The following is a 16,401-nucleotide window of genomic DNA, read 5'->3' as shown; positions in this document are numbered from 1 at the left end:
ACTGCTAATTTCCTCAAAGGAAAGAGCAGATACTTTGATCAATACATTTGTTACGAGCCTTAGAAATTAAATTATCCAATATTAGATTCAGGGCGAAAAATTTTCTTTTCCCTCTACTCCTCATTTTGTGTTCTTCCTGTGAAAATCAGGAATCTGAGCATAAATTTGTTCCGGCCGTACACATTTCAAAAAACAAAGGAAAATACCAGCTTATTCGCAATGGGGAACCATTTTATATGCATGGTGCTGCAGCACACAAAGATTTTTTAGAGGAGCTAAAAGATGCCGGTGCGAATACGGCCCGCATTTATGACACCATTGATCTTAAAAGCACTTTGGATAAAGCGCAACTATTGGGTCTTGCGGCTGTTGTCGACATTCCCATGCCTAAAGAACATACAGATGGTATTTTCTATGAAGACAATGATCTTTTTGAAGAAATGTACAGCAGGGTTGCCAGAGTGGTTACGCAGCACAAAGATCACCCTGCCCTGTTATATTGGAATTTAGGAAATGAATTATATTACCCCTACTTCTACAAGGACACAAAATTCTATGAACGATTTAATATTCTAATAGATCTTATTCATGAGTTAGACCCCGATCATCCCGTAAGTACAACAACTATAGGTGCAAATAAATTGAGGGTGCTTTCTATAGAACTGAAAAGTCCCCAACTGGATTTTATTTCCTTTAATTCCTTTGGATCCCTAAGCACCTTTACTGATCGTTTAAAACCTATCGCACCTTTGTGGAACGGACCTCATGTGATCACCGAGTGGGGTGTCAACGGGCCATGGGAAGCTCCACTTACTTCGTGGGGTGTACCCATAGAAGAGACGAGCACAAAAAAAGCAGAACAAATAATACAGAGATACCGGGATTATATTAAACCTCTTAAAAACAGTAATTCTCTGGGGAGTTTTGTTTTTTATTGGGGGCAAAAGAATGAGATCACGCCAACCTGGTACAGCCTTTTCGAACCAAATCATTTGAAAAGTCAGGCAGTATTTGAACTTGCTAAAATCTGGAAAGGATTAGATGCGGAATTTCCCGGACCGCAACTCGAGTATATATTACTCAATGAAAAAGGCGCACTGGATGATATTATACTGGCAGCAGGCCAACCGGCAATTGCAGAAATATTTTTTGATAGGCCGCCTAAAGGCTATACCTTCCATTGGGAAATAAGAGAAGAATCCTGGTATGCTTACCACATAAGTCAGGTGATCCCGGGAATGGAATTTCATGTTGAAGATAATCGGGTAAGATTTGAAGCACCCGTACAAGAAGGCCCCTACCGGCTTCATCTTATGATCACCAACAATACTGGGTATTATGCCACTGCAAACATTCCTTTTTACGTCCTAAATCCTGCGAATGAGGAATAGTATTAAAGCACCTACGGTAAGAGAAGAAAGAACTATTAAACTTTTGATCCTGCTAGCACTTTTCAGCATAGCTAATTTTTTGTTCTTCTTCCTCCAACCCGAACATCAGGGAAATAATTACCTCTTTCTTTTGCTTTTTATTACCATCTCCTACAGCATTTTTAAGAAGCTGTACATGTGGTACAACTATGCAAATATTTCAGTTCCGGAAAAACCTTCTACCTCTCTCGACGTAACAGTAGACATCCTCACCACCTATTTTCCCGGAGAACCTTACCAAATGATCGTTACCACTCTGGAAGCCATTACCCAGATTACCCATCCTCACACAGCCTATTTATGTGATGAAGCAAATGATCCATATTTAAAGGATTTTTGTGAAAGGAATGGGATCATACACGTCACCCGTAATAATCGAAAAGACGCTAAGGCAGGAAATATTAATAATGCATTGAGGACAGTTGCAACCGGAGATATTTGTGTGGTTCTTGACCCCGATCATATTCCGGAACCGGATTTCCTGGATGTTATTCTACCCTACTTTGCCGATCCTGACATTGGATTTGTACAAACTGTACAATCTTACTACAACATCAAGGATACTCTGGTGGCAAGAGGAGCGGCCGAACAGACCTTTCAGTTCTACGGGCCAATGATGATGACCCTTAATTCATATGAAACTGTAAATGCTATTGGAGCCAATTGTGTTTTCAGAAGAAAAGCTCTTGATAGCATAGGAGGACATGCTCCCGGTTTGTGTGAAGATATGCATACCGCTATGTTGCTTTATGCCAAGGGATGGAAAGCAGTGTATGTTCCCGAAGTTATTGCCCGCGGACTGGCACCTTCAAATCTTACCACATATTACAAACAACAATTGAAATGGGCGCGTGGCACTTTCGACCTCTTATTCAATGTTTATCCAAAAGTGTTTAAAAAGCTTAATGTAAGACAGAAGATACACTTCGGTATCCTCCCTTTGCATTACCTGAGTGGAGTCATGTACTTTTTAAATTTCTTGATTCCTGTACTAGCCCTTGTTTTTTCAACTACCCCCTGGGAAGGAAATATTATAGATTTTATTCTTGCTTTACTTCCCGTGGCTATGAGTGCATTATTGATAAGGGCTTTTGTACAAAAATGGGTGATCGAAAAAGAAGAAAGAGGATTTCATATAACAGGAGGCTTACTCCAGATCAATACCTGGTGGATCTATATGCTTGGATTTGTTTATACCATCTTTAATAAAAATGTTCCCTACCTGCCTACCCCTAAACAAAGTGAATTCAATACAAATCTGAAGATCGTAATTCCGAACATTGCTGTTGCTGTTATTTCTGTATTTGCCATTATTTATGGTTTGCGCAGGGATTTCACTCCTTTTTCCATTTTCATGGCAGGTTTTGCTTTTTTCAATACCTGCATAATGTTGTTTGGTATTTATCTTACAGTGAAGGTTACTAATCAAAACAGAATCCTTAGATCAAACTTAAGCGACTCCACGGTTAAGAACCTGTTTTCAACAAAACAAAAACTTAGAAACCTTTTCCATACAGCTTTCACTATAACAAGAAAAGGAGCTCTGCCCCTATTGATCATTGCACTTTTTTCAACTTTGGCTTTTAAGCAACAAATGAAAAACAACAGATGGGAGAATGTGGAAGCTAATTATTACATTAAAAAAACAGGAAAGTTACTGGGCATCTTTCATCCCCCCGAAGACACCGGCTGGATTGATCTTGAAGATATTAATGCCCTGGAAGCCAGGAACAATCTTAATTTTGATATCATTTCGCTGTACATGGCCTGGAACGAGGATAACGTGGAAAATTTTCCGGACCAGCTTCTTAATAGCATAGCAGTGAAAAATGCAGTTCCCATGATCACCTGGGAACCCTGGAGTTCAGATTTCGACCTGGCCGAAGAAAATTCTGATCTGCGGGAAAACAGGAGAGTACTTAAATACATCCACGAGGGTCTTTTTGACGATTACATTACAAAATTTGCCGACAAGTTGGCAAAATACAATAAACCGGTATTTCTAAGATTTGCTCATGAATTTAATAATCCCGGATATCCCTGGTCTGCCGATGGAGGAAACACTCCGGCAGATTTTAAAGCAGCCTGGAGACATGTCCATGAAATATTAAAAGATCGGGGTGCAAATGAAGTGATGATGGTATGGAATCCCTGGGATCCACAAGGAATGGAACAATATTATCCCGGAGACCAATATGTGGATTGGGTAGGTCTAACCATGTTAAACTATCAGGGGCTAAACCAGAATGGTGAGGAAGTTGCTTTTGAGGATCTTTACCTTCCTTTTAGAAATAAGCTGCACTGGTTCACAAGAAAACCTGTAATGCTGGCAGAATTTGGTTCTCTAAATCTCAACGGTAATCAGAATGCCTGGCTGAAGAATGCAATGACCTCTATCTCCGGGGTCCTCACAGAGATTAGCGCTGTGGTTCTATTTAACAGCGCCTACGACAATAATATTCCGGTCAATAACTGGTACAAAAGGCCCTACCTTGACTGGACCACAGATTCCCTGTCTATTATAAGTGCTCACTTCGATGAGACCCCTCTTTTCTCAAATACTTCTCCTGCTCTTATTGCTGGGAAAACGGAAAATAAACCGGTGAAAAACATAAGAGGAGTTAGATATAAGAAAGGAGAAGATTGGAAGGATAATTATTACGTGCTTACACGTGAACATTTGCTTGCCGATTTTAAAAAGATGAAAGAAGCAGGCATCAACACAGTTCATTTCAAAGGCGGAAACGTCTATGAATATAATCTCCTCAAGTACATTGAGGAAAGGGATTTAAAGGGGATCTACGAATTTGACATCGATCTCTCTCAAGGGTTTATAAACCGAGATTCTGAAAATGCGAAGCTTACAGAATATATTCTTGAAAAAGTCGAAGAATTAAAATCTAATCCAGCCATTGTCTCTTACAGCTTCAACTACAATCTCGATCTTTACTACTCCAAACCCTTACTGTTCTACCAAAAACAAGCCTATGCAGATTGGCTGGCCTATCTAATTAAAAGAATAAAAGAGATTGATCCTGAAAAGTTAATATTCCTTGATCTCCCCCTTAAAAGGTCAACCCCTGCAGAACTCCTTGAGCTGGATCAAATTATTCCCGTGGATGCTTTTGGCCTAATGCTGAAGGATTCTACCCACCTTAAAAAAACCTTAGCCTTCTCCAAGGATAGAAATATACCTGTTTTTTTGAGTTCCACTCCTGCCGACCTTATTGCTACAGTGCCTTCTTTACCTGAAACCAATATTATACTTGAAAACTGGCAGGATGAAAGATACAGCCACAGGCTATCTTTTGACGGATTGTTGGATTTCTCCGGCCGAAAGAAAAGAACGTATTATACAGCTCAAGATCATTTCAGGTTTCAAAAGGATCGAGTGTTTTCCACAATAAAAATTGTAAAACCTGCCATTCCATTACTCCCACACCAAACTGTAACTTATCATGCTGCACTCTATGAAGACAACAATTGGCTTCAGGGTTCTCAAATTTCAGAAGATTTCATTTTTGAATGGAAACTCATCAAAAATGACATCTTTGGAAATCCCTTAGCGGCCCGTGATCTTGGAGAAGGAAAATCGATAAATGTTAAAATTCCTGAAGATTATGAAAACTATGAAATTCTTTTATCTGCAACGAGTAAAGATTCAGATGGAGTTTTACAAAGCCGGGAAATTCTTCATACTCCAGTTTTAATAAGAGGTGGATATTAAAAAAGCTCTGCAGATTCCTCTACAGAGCTTTTTTTACAGAATACCTGAAGATATTCTATCTGTTTTCTATTGATTTAAAAGAACGCTTAGTCTCTCCAATATAAACCTGACGTGGACGGCCTATTGGCTCCTTGTTAAGTCTCATTTCTCTCCACTGGGCGATCCAACCTGGAAGACGACCTACCGCAAACATAACTGTGAACATTTCTGTAGGTATACCCATTGCGCGGTATATAATTCCTGAATAGAAATCCACGTTGGGATAAAGCTTCCTGTCAATAAAATATTGATCTTCTAAGGCTGCCTTTTCAAGGCCCTTAGCAATTTCAAGAATAGGATCATCAACTCCTAACTGCCCAAGTACTTCATCGGCTGCTTTTTTAATGATTTTAGCTCTTGGATCAAAGTTTTTATATACTCTGTGTCCAAAGCCCATTAATCTGAATGGATCATCCTTATCTTTTGCTTTTTCAATGAATTTAGAAGTATCCCCTCCATCTGCTTTGATCTCCTCCAGCATTTCGATCACAGCCTGATTAGCACCTCCATGAAGAGGTCCCCAAAGGGCAGAAACACCTGCAGATATAGAAGCGAACAAACCTGCGTGAGAAGAGCCCACGATCCTTACTGTGGAAGTAGAACAGTTTTGCTCATGGTCTGCGTGCAGAATAAGCAATTTATCAAGAGCATTCACTACCACTTTATTCTGCTTATAATTTCTCTTTGGATTATCGTCCTGGAACATCATTTTTAGAAGACTTTCCACGTACCCAAGGTTGGTATCTTTATTATAAAGAGTCTGCCCATTCTTTTTCCTTAGGGTCCATGCAGCAAGCACCGGAAATTTTGCAAGGATCTTTACTATAGCCCTATACATATCTTCTTCCGAATCTACATTGACAGACTTGGGATTGAAAGCAGTAAGGGCACTTGTAAGGGAAGAAAGAACTCCCATTGGGTGTGCAGTTTCAGGAAAACCTTTTAGCACGGTTTTCATGTCTTCATTTACAATGCTTTGATCAAGAATATCTGTATTAAATTTCTGTAGTTGAGAAGCATTAGGCAACTCCCCAAAAATAAGCAGGTATGCTACCTCCAGAAAATCAGCCTTTTCAGCAAGTTCTTCAATGGAATAACCACGATATCTTAAAATACCTTCTTCCCCATCAAGAAAAGTTATCGCGCTTTCACAAGCTCCGGTATTTTTGTAACCCGGGTCCAGGGTAATGGCCCCACTTTCACCTCTTAACTTGGTAATATCGATTGCGACCTCATTTTCTGTGCCCACTACCATCGGCAGGTCGTAGGTCTTTCCATCTATTTTTAGAGTAGCTACTTTTGACATATCTTTTATGGATTTGCTTTTAATTTATTTTAAGGATTGCTAATTTACAAAATTCTCCCTTATTTTCGGACAGGAACAGCCTTTTCCTTGACTAGAATAGCAGGGAAAATCCCGGCAACAACAGCCTTTTCTAAAAAGGTTATCTTTTCTACTATTTTCAATTTAGTTAAATATAAATAGGATGGAATTCAGGAAGTATGACAAACATCATATTTTAAAACAAAAAGCCTTTCCGAAAAGGAAAGGCTTTAATATTTGTTCTACTTAATTAACTATTTTTTGATCTTGAAGGCTTTTTCCTGCGGAAAATACGCAACACTACCTAACTCCTCCTCAATTCTCAACAGCTGATTGTATTTTGCCATACGATCACTCCGCGAAGCAGAACCCGTTTTGATCTGCCCGGTATTTAAGGCAACCGCAAGGTCTGCAATGGTATTGTCTTCGGTTTCTCCCGAACGATGAGACATTACAGAAGTATAACCTGCATTATGAGCCATATTAACTGCCGAAATAGTTTCAGTTAAAGTACCTATCTGGTTTACCTTAATAAGGATTGAGTTTGCAATCTTATTTTCAATTCCTTTTGACAAGCGTTCCACGTTGGTTACAAAAAGATCATCTCCTACCAACTGCACCTTATCTCCAATTTTTTCTGTTAGAGCTTTCCAGCCATCCCAGTCATTTTCATCCATTCCATCTTCAATAGAAATAATCGGATATTTGGAAGCCAGTTCAGCAAGATATTCTGCCTGTTCTTCGCTGCTTCTTATTTTTCCTGATTCTCCCTCAAATTTTGAGTAGTCATACTTTCCATTGTGATAAAATTCGGCAGCTGCACAGTCCAGTGCGATCATCACTTCTTCTCCCGGCTTATATCCCGCATTTTTGATAGATTTTAAAATCGTATCAAGTGCATCTTCTGTTCCGTCAAGAGTCGGTGCAAATCCTCCTTCATCACCTACTGCAGTGCTAAGTCCGCGATCGTGTAATACCTTTTTCAGGTTGTGGAAGATCTCTGTTCCCATTTTTAAGGCTTCGGAAAAGGTTTTTGCCTTTACAGGCATCACCATGAATTCCTGAAAAGCTATTGGTGCATCACTGTGAGAACCCCCGTTGATAATGTTCATCATAGGCACCGGAAGCGTATTGGCACTTACTCCTCCCACGTAGCGATAAAGCGGCATATTCAATTCATTCGCGGCAGCTTTTGCCACAGCAAGGGAAACTCCCAGAATAGCATTAGCTCCAAGCTTGGATTTATTCGGCGTTCCGTCCAGTTCGATCATCGCCTGATCCACAATGTTCTGATCAAAAACTGAGTAACCCAACAGTTCTTCAGCAATTACTTCATTTACATTTTTTATTGCTTTAGAAACTCCTTTTCCCATATAATCCTTGCCGCCGTCACGAAGCTCTACAGCTTCATGCTCTCCAGTGGAAGCTCCTGAAGGAACAGCAGCTCTTCCAATAACTCCATTTTCGGTCTCCACATCAACTTCTACGGTAGGATTTCCGCGGGAATCAAAGATCTGGCGGGCGTGTATATTTATTATAATGCTCATTTTTATAAATTTTAATTAATTATCTTTTTTAGCCCCTGCAAGATACGAATACTTCAAAAGAATAGTAAAAACCTGCGTTTATACTTCAATGGAATTAAGAGAATTTTATTAACGAAACCGATGTAGATAAAAAATCCCCGCCGGTGCGGGGATTTAATTTTAAGCTTTTACCTTGATAAGGTTGTGAATGAACTCATCAAATAAATAATGAGCATCATTTGGGCCCGGGCTGGCTTCAGGATGATACTGAACAGAAAAACAATTCTTGTTCTTAATCCTAATCCCTGCCACCGTTTGGTCGTTTAGATGGGTATGGGTCACCAATACATCAGGATGCGCTTCGGTCTCTTCTTTGTTAATTGAGAATCCATGATTTTGCGAGGTGATCTCCCCTTTTCCTGTTTCTAAATTTAAGATAGGATGATTAATCCCCCTATGCCCGTGGTGCATTTTGTAAGTTGAAATTCCGTTAGCAAGAGCGATTATCTGGTGGCCGAGACAGATCCCGAAAAGCGGTTTATCTTCAGCAATAATATCTTTGGCAACCTGAATGGCATTTCCTAGCGGCTGTGGATCACCGGGTCCGTTAGAAATAAGGTATCCCTGTGGCTCCCATTCCTTCATTTCATTATAAGTGGCATTATACGGGAAAACCTTGCAATAGACATCCCTGGTGGAAAGGTGCTTTAAAATGCTCTTTTTGACACCCACATCAAGAACCGCTACTTTAAAGCGGGCTGATTCATCACCGAAGAAATAAGGTTCTTTGGTGGAAACCTTTGAAGCCAGTTCAAGCCCATTCATATCAGGCACTTCTGAAAGTTCATTTTTAAGAGCTTCCATATCCTCAAAGTCTGTGGTGATCACAGCATTCATAGCACCATTTTCCCTAATGTAGGTCACCAGTGCACGGGTATCCACGTCTGAAATGGCAAAAAGATCGCTTTTATCCAAAAACTCTTTCAGGGTTTCATCTGCAGCAGGCCGTGATTGATTATAGCTGAAGTTCTTGCAAACCAACCCTGAGATCTGCGCAGTTTCAGCTTCTTTTTCATCTTCCTTTGCCCCATAATTACCAATATGTGCATTAGTGGTCACCATGATCTGCCCAAAATATGACGGATCTGTAAAAATTTCCTGATACCCGGTCATTCCCGTGTTGAAACAGACTTCTCCAAAGGCTTTTCCATCTTTGTCGCCTACGGCTTTTCCATGAAAGATGGTTCCGTCTTCCAATAACAGGATTGCCTTTTTTCTGGTTTGGTATTTCATAAACGCTTTCTCCTTTTTTCTTCTACAAAACTATCATTTTTGAATGAGATAACTTTGAGTTGCTATTTATTGATTTTAAAACACTTCAATTTTTCCCCTTTCAGGAATCCCCGGGGAGAGGGTATAAAAAAAGGATAAGCTTTAATGGCTTATCCTTTTTAAAATTTATGAAGAAAGATTCATTTCTATTCCTCGTTTCCTTCAGTTTTCTTGTCATCAGCAGAAGCTTCAGGTTTTGCCTGAGGCGCATCGGCAGCTTTCTTACCTCTACCAGCTCTACGGGTAGATTTCTTCTTCTCCGGCTTGTTCACGTTATAAGTTTCGTTATAATCTACAAGCTCGATAAGGGCCATATCTGCGTTATCTCCTAAACGGTTACCCAATTTAATGATCCTGGTATATCCACCGGGACGGTCACCTACCTTAGGGGCTACTTCACGGAAAAGTTCAGTGATCGCTTCTTTATCGCGAAGTTTACTGAAAACTATTCTTCTGTTGTGAGTAGTATCTTCTTTCGACTTAGTTACCAACGGCTCCACGAATTGCTTTAAAGCTTTAGCTTTTGCTACAGTAGTGTTGATACGCTTGTGCTCAATTAAAGAACAAGCCATGTTTGCCAACATCGCCTTGCGATGAGCAGTTTGTCTTCCTAAGTGGTTTATTTTCTTTCCGTGTCTCATGACATTTTTTGTTTCATCATCTTGCTGCGACCCGCTTTGAGGAGCAAATTATGACGGTTATTGTATTATAAGGTTGCTAATTGCGATTTAAGCCGCAACTAGTCTTTATCTAATTTATATTTTGAAAGATCCATTCCAAAGTTCAATCCTTTGTTGTTCACCAATTCTTCAAGTTCAGTAAGAGATTTCTTTCCGAAGTTGCGGAACTTCATTAGATCATTCTTGTTGTATGATACCAGGTCACCAAGAGTGTCAACTTCAGCAGCTTTCAGGCAGTTCAATGCTCTAACTGAAAGATCCATGTCAACAAGTTTGGTTTTTAGCAACTGGCGCATGTGAAGAGATTCTTCATCATAGGTTTCAGTTTGTGCAATTTCATCGGCCTCCAAAGTGATGCGCTCATCAGAGAACAACATAAAGTGGTGGATTAGAGTCTTGGCAGCTTCAGTAAGCGCTTCTTTAGGATGAATAGAACCATCTGTAGAGATCTCAAATACAAGTTTCTCATAATCGGTCTTTTGTTCAACCCTATAGTTCTCAATGCTGTACTTAACGTTCTTCACCGGAGTGTAGATCGAGTCAACATAGATAGAACCTAAAGCGGCGTTGGCTTTCCTGTTCTCTTCAGCAGGAACATATCCTCTACCTTTTTCAACGGTAATTTCCATGTTCACATTTACCTTCTTATCCATATTGCAGATCACAAGATCCGGGTTAAGGATTTGGAATCCCGAGATGAACTTTTGGAAATGCCCGGCAGTTAACTGCTCTTGTCCTGAAACAGAAATTGTAACGGCTTCATTGTCTATTTCATCAATTTGCCTTTTAAACCTTACCTGTTTAAGGTTAAGAATGATTTCGGTTACGTCTTCCACTACCCCCGGGATAGTTGAGAATTCGTGTTCTACTCCTTCGATACGAACCGAAGTAATAGCGAACCCTTCAAGTGAAGATAAAAGTACTCTCCTTAGAGCGTTACCAACAGTTAATCCATAACCTGGTTCCAAAGGGCGAAATTCAAATTTCCCTTCGAAATCGGTTGAATCAATCATTATAACTTTATCGGGCTTCTGAAAATTTAATATTGCCATATTACGACTTCTGTGAATTATTATTTCGAATATAATTCGACGATGAATTGTTCATTTATATTTTCCGGAATCTGAACTCTTGCCGGTACAGAAACATAAGTTCCTTGCTTAGTTTCGTTGTTGAATGTGATCCATTCATATACACTGCTTGAATTAGCCAATGAATCCTGGATGGCAGTTAAGGATTTAGATTTCTCTCTTACTCCTACAACATCTCCCGCCTTAAGCTGGTAAGAAGGAATGTTTACTAATTCTCCGTTAACGGTAATGTGCCTGTGAGAAACTAATTGTCTTGCTCCACGTCTAGAAGGAGAAATACCCATTCGGTATACCACATTGTCTAAACGAGACTCTGCAAGTTGTAAAAGCACCTCCCCGGTAATTCCCTGGGCACGTGTTGCTTTTTCAAACATGTTTCTGAATTGACGCTCAAGGATACCATAGGTATACTTTGCTTTTTGCTTTTCCATTAACTGGATAGCATATTCAGATTTTTTACCGCGACGACGGTTGTTACCGTGCTGTCCCGGAGGATAATTCCTTTTTTCGAATGATTTGTCATCTCCGAAAATAGCTTCCCCGAATTTACGGGCGATTTTAGTCTTTGGACCAGTATATCTTGCCATTGAAAAATTGATTATAAAGCAAGCGATCGTGGAATTAAGGTCACTGTCCTTCGCAGATCTCTTTGCTTACTTTTGTTATACTTGTTAATTAAACTCTACGTCTTTTTGGAGGACGACATCCGTTGTGTGGAAGTGGAGTAACATCGATGATCTCGGTTACTTCAATTCCGGCATTGTGAAGGGAACGAATCGCAGATTCTCTACCGTTTCCTGGTCCTTTCACATATACTTTTACCTTACGAAGACCGGCTTCATGAGCCACTTTAGATGCGTCTTCTGCAGCCAATTGTGCTGCATAAGGAGTGTTTTTCTTAGATCCTCTAAAGCCCATTTTACCGGCAGAAGACCAGGAGATCACATCACCTTTTTTATTGGTCAACGAAATGATAATGTTGTTGAAAGAAGCAGTAACATGCGCTTCTCCAATAGACTCAACATTTACCTTACGCTTCTTTTGAGTTGCTTTTGCTTTTGCCATCCTACTTATTATTTAGTTGCTTTCTTTTTGTTTGCAACTGTTTTTCTTCTTCCTTTTCTGGTTCTGGAGTTGTTCTTGGTTCTTTGTCCTCTTAACGGTAATCCCGCTCTGTGACGAATTCCCCTGTAACTTCCAATATCCATCAAGCGCTTAATGCTTAACTGGATCTCTGAACGTAATTCTCCTTCAATCTTAAAAGCTCCAACGGCTTCACGGATGCTTCCGATCTCGTCATCGTTCCAATCTGAAACTTTCTTGCTCTCATCTACGTTGGCCTCTTTAAGAATTTCCTGAGCTCTGCTCTTTCCAATTCCGAAGATATAGGTCAATGCTATAACGCCTCGCTTTTGTTTTGGTATATCAACACCTGCAATTCTAGCCATAACTACCCTTGTCTTTGTTTAAATTTTGGATTCTTTTTGTTAATCACGTACAGTCTGCCTTTTCTTCGCACAATTTTGCACTCGGCACTTCTTTTTTTAATTGATGCTCTAACTTTCATCGTTATTAGTATCTGTAAGTTATTCGAGCCTTTGATAAATCGTACGGGCTCATTTCTAATTTCACTTTGTCTCCAGGTAACAACTTAATATAATGCATACGCATCTTACCTGAAATATGCGCGGTCACCACATGACCATTCTCTAATTCCACCCGGAACATCGCATTTGATAATGCTTCAATGATCGTTCCGTCTTGTTCAATTGCCGATTGTTTTGCCATTACGCTACTGCTTTTCTGTTTTTACCGGTTTTCATCAGTCCATCATAATGCCTGTTCAACAAGTATGAATTTACCTGTTGCATGGTGTCGATTGCAACTCCAACCATGATCAATAATGATGTTCCTCCAAAGAACAAAGCCCATCCAGCCTGTACTCCTAAAAGTGAAACGATAATTGCAGGGAACACTGCGATAAGCGCCAGGAAAACAGAACCCGGTAGGGTGATTTGTGACATGATCCTGTCTAAAAATTCGGCAGTTTCTGTACCGGGACGAATCCCCGGAATGAAACCACCACTACGTTTAAGATCATCTGCCATTTTATTGGTAGGTACAGTAATTGCGGTGTAAAAGTACGTAAAAATTATGATTAACAACGCGAACACCAAATTGTACCAGAAGCCGAAAATATCACTGAAGGCTGCAGTTACTCCCTGGGCAGTATCAGACTGTGAAAGTCCGGCTACGGCCGCAGGTATAAACATGATCGCCTGTGCGAAAATAATAGGCATTACTCCCGAAGCATTAAGCTTTAAAGGGATATATTGTCTTGAACCAAAAACATTCTTTTCATAACCACCGGTTGCAGTTCTTCTAGCATACTGCACCGGGATTTGTCGTACAGCCATCACCAACATCACACTGGCCAGAATGATCACGAACCAGATAACAAGTTCGATTAGGATCATAATAAGACCACCGTTTGATTCGAATACCCTGGAAGCAAATTCCTGAATGAACGCCTGCGGTAAAGTTGCGATAATACCAACCATGATAAGTAGAGAGATCCCGTTACCAATACCTTTATCGGTAATTTTCTCACCCAACCACATGGCAAAAATGGTTCCTGTTGTAAGGATAATTACAGATGAAGCCACAAATGTCACAGTACTTCCTAACAGGAAAGCACTTGACGGAAGGGTGGCAAAAAGGTTATAAATATAACCCGGCCCCTGTACCAAAGTAATAGCAATGGTAAGCCATCTCGTAATTTGATTGATCCTTCTACGGCCACTTTCTCCTTCCTTTTGCAATTTCTGAAGATATGGAACCGCAATTCCCATCAACTGCACTACAATCGAAGCAGAGATATAAGGCATAATCCCCAGGGCAAATACAGAAGCATTTGAAAATGCACCTCCTGTAAAAGCATTCAGCAATCCTAAAAGACCACCGTCTGTTTGAGTGGCTAAATTAGCTAATTGAGACGCATCAATCCCCGGAAGCACTACCTGTGCTCCAAAACGATACACCAACAACAAACCGAGGGTCACTAAAATTCTGTTTTTTAGCTCCTCGATTTTCCAGATATTCTTTAATGTATTGATGAATTTCATTGCTTATCTATTATAAAGTAACAGCTTCACCACCAGCAGCTTCGATAGCTTGCTTTGCTGAGGCAGTAAATTTATGAACAGATATTTTCAACTTAGCTTTTAATTCTCCTCTACCCAATATCTTAACCAACTCATTTTTCCCGGCCAACCCGTTCTCAACAAGAACATTCATATCAACCGTATCTGTAATTCTACCTTCATCAACAAGAGACTGAAGTGTATCAAGATTGATCCCCTGGTAGTCCTTACGATTTATGTTGGTAAAACCAAATTTTGGAACTCGTCTTTGAAGTGGCATTTGTCCTCCTTCAAATCCAATTTTCCTGGAGTAACCTGAACGTGATTTGGCACCTTTGTGACCACGGGTAGCAGTTCCGCCTTTCCCTGATCCTTCTCCACGCCCAACACGTTTACTGTTACTTTGAACTGAACCTTTAGCAGGTTTTAAGTTACTTAAATCCATGTGCAATTCTTATTTTGTCTCCTCAACGGAAACCAGGTGATTAACTTTATTTACCATACCAAGGATGTTTGGCGTATTCTCATGCTCCACAACCTGTCCAAGCTTTCTTAGACCAAGCGCTTCCAAAGTACGTTTTTGGTTTTGAGTGCGTTTAATAGCACTTTTTACCTGAGTAACTTTTATTTTTCCCATTATTCCTTGTTATTATCCTTTAAAAACTTTTTCAAGAGAAATACCGCGTTGCTTTGCAACGGTCTCTGCACTCCTCAATTGAAGTAAAGCATCAAAAGTAGCTTTTACCACGTTGTGAGGGTTAGAAGATCCCTGATTCTTCGAAAGTACATCATGTACCCCAACAGATTCCAGTACCGCACGAATAGCACCACCGGCAATTACTCCAGTACCGGGAGCTGCTGGTAACAACATAACTCTTGCACCACCGTATTTACCTTTTTGCTCGTGAGGAAGTGTACCCTTGTTAAGAGGAATACGCACCAGGTTTTTCTTTGCGTCTTCTACTGCTTTAGAGATTGCGTCGGCTACCTCTTTTGATTTTCCTAACCCGTGGCCTACAACACCATTTTCATCACCTACAACTACAATTGCAGAAAAGCCGAAAGCTCTACCACCTTTTGTAACCTTGGTAACACGTTGTACACCTACCAAACGATCCTTTAATTCAAGTCCGCCCGGTTTTACAAGTTCTACGTTTTTATAATCCTGATACATATCTTCTAGAATTTTAGTCCTCCTTCGCGAGCACCTTCTGCTAATGATTTTACTCTTCCGTGATACAAGTAACCTCCCCTATCAAAAGAAATGGTTTCTATCCCGGCCTTTAAAGCCTTTTCAGCAATAGCTTTACCAACTAAGGCTGCCTGCTCTATTTTGTTCTCTACAGTCGCAGATGCAACTTCTTTATCTCTTGAAGAAGCGGATACCAAAGTTTTTCCATCCACATCATTGACAATTTGAGCATAGATCTCCTTATTGCTTCTGAAAACTGAAAGTCTTGGACGACCTTGAGTACCATTGATATCTCTTCTGATCCTCTTCCTGAGCTTATTTCTTCTATCTTGTTTTGACACTGCCATAATCTTACTTATTAAGCTGATTTACCTGCTTTTCTTCTTAATTGTTCTCCTTTGAACTTAATACCTTTACCTTTATAAGGTTCCGGTGCACGGAAAGAACGGATCTTTGCAGCTATTTGACCAACCAGTTGCTTGTCATGTGAAGTTAATTTCACGATTGGGTTCTTACCTTTATCTGAAACTGTTTCCACTTTAACTTCGGGTGCCAAATCTAAGACAATGTTATGAGAGTACCCAACAGCCAGATCCAATTTTTGTCCCTGGTTTGTTGCTCTGTAACCTACACCAACAAGTTCAAGCTCATGTGTAAATCCTTTAGACACACCTTCGATCATATTATTAATCAAAGCACGGTAAAGACCGTGTTTCGCTTTATGTTCCTTTTTATCTGAAGGACGCTCCAAAGTGATTACCCCGTCCTCGATAGTAATATCGATCTCTGAGAATTCCTGAGAAAGCTCTCCTAATTTTCCTTTTACCGTTACAATCCCGTCATTAATGTTTACTGTAACACCCTCTGGAACTGTGATTGGACTTTTACCTATTCTGGACATTTCTTTTCGTCTTTAA

At 40.1% G+C, this 16,401-nt stretch carries 18 protein-coding genes; 2 read left to right on the top strand and 16 right to left on the bottom strand.

Annotation, left to right across the window (positions count from 1 at the left end; translation table 11 throughout):
* Positions 1–236: 236 nt before the first annotated feature.
* Complete coding sequence (locus tag CRO16_RS11545; RefSeq protein ID WP_143544528.1) at positions 237–1,391, top strand: glycoside hydrolase family 2 TIM barrel-domain containing protein; 1,155 nt, start codon at positions 237–239, stop codon at positions 1,389–1,391.
* The gene (locus tag CRO16_RS11540) at positions 1,381–5,157 is read left to right on the top strand and encodes a glycosyltransferase (protein ID WP_097056552.1); all 3,777 of its coding nucleotides are present in this window, start codon (positions 1,381–1,383) and stop codon (positions 5,155–5,157) included. Before CRO16_RS11545 ends, CRO16_RS11540 begins: the two co-directional genes overlap by 11 nt.
* A gap of 55 nt (positions 5,158–5,212) precedes the next feature.
* Here CRO16_RS11540 and CRO16_RS11535 read toward each other — a convergent pair whose 3' ends face one another.
* The 16 genes from CRO16_RS11535 to rplF all read right to left on the bottom strand — a co-directional run bounded on the left by CRO16_RS11535 (position 5,213) and on the right by rplF (position 16,385).
* Positions 5,213–6,502, bottom strand: a complete 1,290-nt coding sequence (locus CRO16_RS11535; RefSeq protein ID WP_097056551.1) for a citrate synthase — start codon at positions 6,500–6,502, stop codon at positions 5,213–5,215.
* A 272-nt stretch (positions 6,503–6,774) separates the two neighbouring features.
* Entirely contained in the window at positions 6,775–8,067 is a 1,293-nt protein-coding gene (gene eno / locus CRO16_RS11530) for a phosphopyruvate hydratase (RefSeq protein WP_097056550.1), read from the bottom strand.
* Between the two features lie 159 nt (positions 8,068–8,226).
* Positions 8,227–9,339, bottom strand: a complete 1,113-nt coding sequence (carA, locus tag CRO16_RS11525; protein ID WP_097056549.1) for a glutamine-hydrolyzing carbamoyl-phosphate synthase small subunit — start codon at positions 9,337–9,339, stop codon at positions 8,227–8,229.
* Between the two features lie 185 nt (positions 9,340–9,524).
* Positions 9,525–10,019 (bottom strand): 50S ribosomal protein L17, encoded by a 495-nt coding sequence (rplQ, locus tag CRO16_RS11520; protein ID WP_097056548.1) that lies wholly within the window; start codon positions 10,017–10,019, stop codon positions 9,525–9,527.
* 98 nt (positions 10,020–10,117) lie between these two features.
* Positions 10,118–11,110: a DNA-directed RNA polymerase subunit alpha gene (locus CRO16_RS11515; protein WP_097056547.1), complete on the bottom strand. Its 993-nt coding sequence runs from the start codon at positions 11,108–11,110 to the stop codon at positions 10,118–10,120.
* Between the two features lie 20 nt (positions 11,111–11,130).
* Positions 11,131–11,736 carry a 30S ribosomal protein S4 gene (gene rpsD, locus CRO16_RS11510; RefSeq protein WP_097056546.1) on the bottom strand — a complete coding sequence of 202 codons (606 nt, stop codon included), beginning with the start codon at positions 11,734–11,736 and terminating at the stop codon, positions 11,131–11,133.
* 88 nt (positions 11,737–11,824) lie between these two features.
* Complete coding sequence (gene rpsK / locus CRO16_RS11505; protein WP_029037149.1) at positions 11,825–12,214, bottom strand: 30S ribosomal protein S11; 390 nt, start codon at positions 12,212–12,214, stop codon at positions 11,825–11,827.
* Positions 12,215–12,222: 8 nt separating this feature from the next.
* Complete coding sequence (gene rpsM / locus CRO16_RS11500) at positions 12,223–12,597, bottom strand: 30S ribosomal protein S13 (RefSeq protein ID WP_097056545.1); 375 nt, start codon at positions 12,595–12,597, stop codon at positions 12,223–12,225.
* A 2-nt stretch (positions 12,598–12,599) separates the two neighbouring features.
* Positions 12,600–12,716 (bottom strand): type B 50S ribosomal protein L36, encoded by a 117-nt coding sequence (ykgO, locus tag CRO16_RS11495; protein ID WP_037325435.1) that lies wholly within the window; start codon positions 12,714–12,716, stop codon positions 12,600–12,602.
* A gap of 5 nt (positions 12,717–12,721) precedes the next feature.
* On the bottom strand, positions 12,722–12,937 hold the full coding sequence (gene infA, locus CRO16_RS11490; RefSeq protein ID WP_006988529.1) for a translation initiation factor IF-1: 216 nt from the start codon (positions 12,935–12,937) through the stop codon (positions 12,722–12,724).
* Positions 12,937–14,274, bottom strand: coding sequence for a preprotein translocase subunit SecY (secY, locus tag CRO16_RS11485; protein ID WP_097056544.1), 1,338 nt, complete (start codon positions 14,272–14,274; stop codon positions 12,937–12,939). Before secY ends, infA begins: the two co-directional genes overlap by 1 nt.
* Before the next feature lie 10 nt (positions 14,275–14,284).
* A complete protein-coding gene (rplO, locus tag CRO16_RS11480) occupies positions 14,285–14,737 on the bottom strand; it encodes a 50S ribosomal protein L15 (protein WP_097056543.1) in 453 nt (150 codons plus the stop codon).
* 9 nt (positions 14,738–14,746) lie between these two features.
* Positions 14,747–14,929, bottom strand: a complete 183-nt coding sequence (gene rpmD / locus CRO16_RS11475) for a 50S ribosomal protein L30 (protein WP_029037145.1) — start codon at positions 14,927–14,929, stop codon at positions 14,747–14,749.
* Between the two features lie 12 nt (positions 14,930–14,941).
* Positions 14,942–15,466: a 30S ribosomal protein S5 gene (gene rpsE, locus CRO16_RS11470; protein ID WP_029037144.1), complete on the bottom strand. Its 525-nt coding sequence runs from the start codon at positions 15,464–15,466 to the stop codon at positions 14,942–14,944.
* Between the two features lie 5 nt (positions 15,467–15,471).
* Complete coding sequence (rplR, locus tag CRO16_RS11465; RefSeq protein WP_097056542.1) at positions 15,472–15,831, bottom strand: 50S ribosomal protein L18; 360 nt, start codon at positions 15,829–15,831, stop codon at positions 15,472–15,474.
* A gap of 11 nt (positions 15,832–15,842) precedes the next feature.
* Positions 15,843–16,385: a 50S ribosomal protein L6 gene (gene rplF, locus CRO16_RS11460; RefSeq protein ID WP_097056541.1), complete on the bottom strand. Its 543-nt coding sequence runs from the start codon at positions 16,383–16,385 to the stop codon at positions 15,843–15,845.
* Positions 16,386–16,401 lie beyond the last annotated feature (16 nt).

It is taken from the genome of Salinimicrobium sediminis (assembly GCF_900215295.1).
Lineage (GTDB): Bacteria > Bacteroidota > Bacteroidia > Flavobacteriales > Flavobacteriaceae > Salinimicrobium > Salinimicrobium sediminis.
Note: the sequence above shows the minus strand (reverse complement) of the source record. Positions and strands in the feature narration are given on the sequence as shown.

Excerpts from the sequence above, each read along its gene's own strand:
- CRO16_RS11545 (WP_143544528.1), top strand. The coding sequence starts at position 237 with ATGCATGGTGCTGCAGCACACAAAGATTTTTTAGAGGAGCTAAAAGAT.
- CRO16_RS11540 (WP_097056552.1), top strand. The coding sequence starts at position 1,381 with ATGAGGAATAGTATTAAAGCACCTACGGTAAGAGAAGAAAGAACTATT.
- CRO16_RS11535 (WP_097056551.1), bottom strand. The coding sequence starts at position 6,502 with ATGTCAAAAGTAGCTACTCTAAAAATAGATGGAAAGACCTACGACCTG.
- eno (WP_097056550.1), bottom strand. The coding sequence starts at position 8,067 with ATGAGCATTATAATAAATATACACGCCCGCCAGATCTTTGATTCCCGC.
- carA (WP_097056549.1), bottom strand. The coding sequence starts at position 9,339 with ATGAAATACCAAACCAGAAAAAAGGCAATCCTGTTATTGGAAGACGGA.
- rplQ (WP_097056548.1), bottom strand. The coding sequence starts at position 10,019 with ATGAGACACGGAAAGAAAATAAACCACTTAGGAAGACAAACTGCTCAT.
- CRO16_RS11515 (WP_097056547.1), bottom strand. The coding sequence starts at position 11,110 with ATGGCAATATTAAATTTTCAGAAGCCCGATAAAGTTATAATGATTGAT.
- rpsD (WP_097056546.1), bottom strand. The coding sequence starts at position 11,736 with ATGGCAAGATATACTGGTCCAAAGACTAAAATCGCCCGTAAATTCGGG.
- rpsK (WP_029037149.1), bottom strand. The coding sequence starts at position 12,214 with ATGGCAAAAGCAAAAGCAACTCAAAAGAAGCGTAAGGTAAATGTTGAG.
- rpsM (WP_097056545.1), bottom strand. The coding sequence starts at position 12,597 with ATGGCTAGAATTGCAGGTGTTGATATACCAAAACAAAAGCGAGGCGTT.
- ykgO (WP_037325435.1), bottom strand. The coding sequence starts at position 12,716 with ATGAAAGTTAGAGCATCAATTAAAAAAAGAAGTGCCGAGTGCAAAATT.
- infA (WP_006988529.1), bottom strand. The coding sequence starts at position 12,937 with ATGGCAAAACAATCGGCAATTGAACAAGACGGAACGATCATTGAAGCA.
- secY (WP_097056544.1), bottom strand. The coding sequence starts at position 14,274 with ATGAAATTCATCAATACATTAAAGAATATCTGGAAAATCGAGGAGCTA.
- rplO (WP_097056543.1), bottom strand. The coding sequence starts at position 14,737 with ATGGATTTAAGTAACTTAAAACCTGCTAAAGGTTCAGTTCAAAGTAAC.
- rpmD (WP_029037145.1), bottom strand. The coding sequence starts at position 14,929 with ATGGGAAAAATAAAAGTTACTCAGGTAAAAAGTGCTATTAAACGCACT.
- rpsE (WP_029037144.1), bottom strand. The coding sequence starts at position 15,466 with ATGTATCAGGATTATAAAAACGTAGAACTTGTAAAACCGGGCGGACTT.
- rplR (WP_097056542.1), bottom strand. The coding sequence starts at position 15,831 with ATGGCAGTGTCAAAACAAGATAGAAGAAATAAGCTCAGGAAGAGGATC.
- rplF (WP_097056541.1), bottom strand. The coding sequence starts at position 16,385 with ATGTCCAGAATAGGTAAAAGTCCAATCACAGTTCCAGAGGGTGTTACA.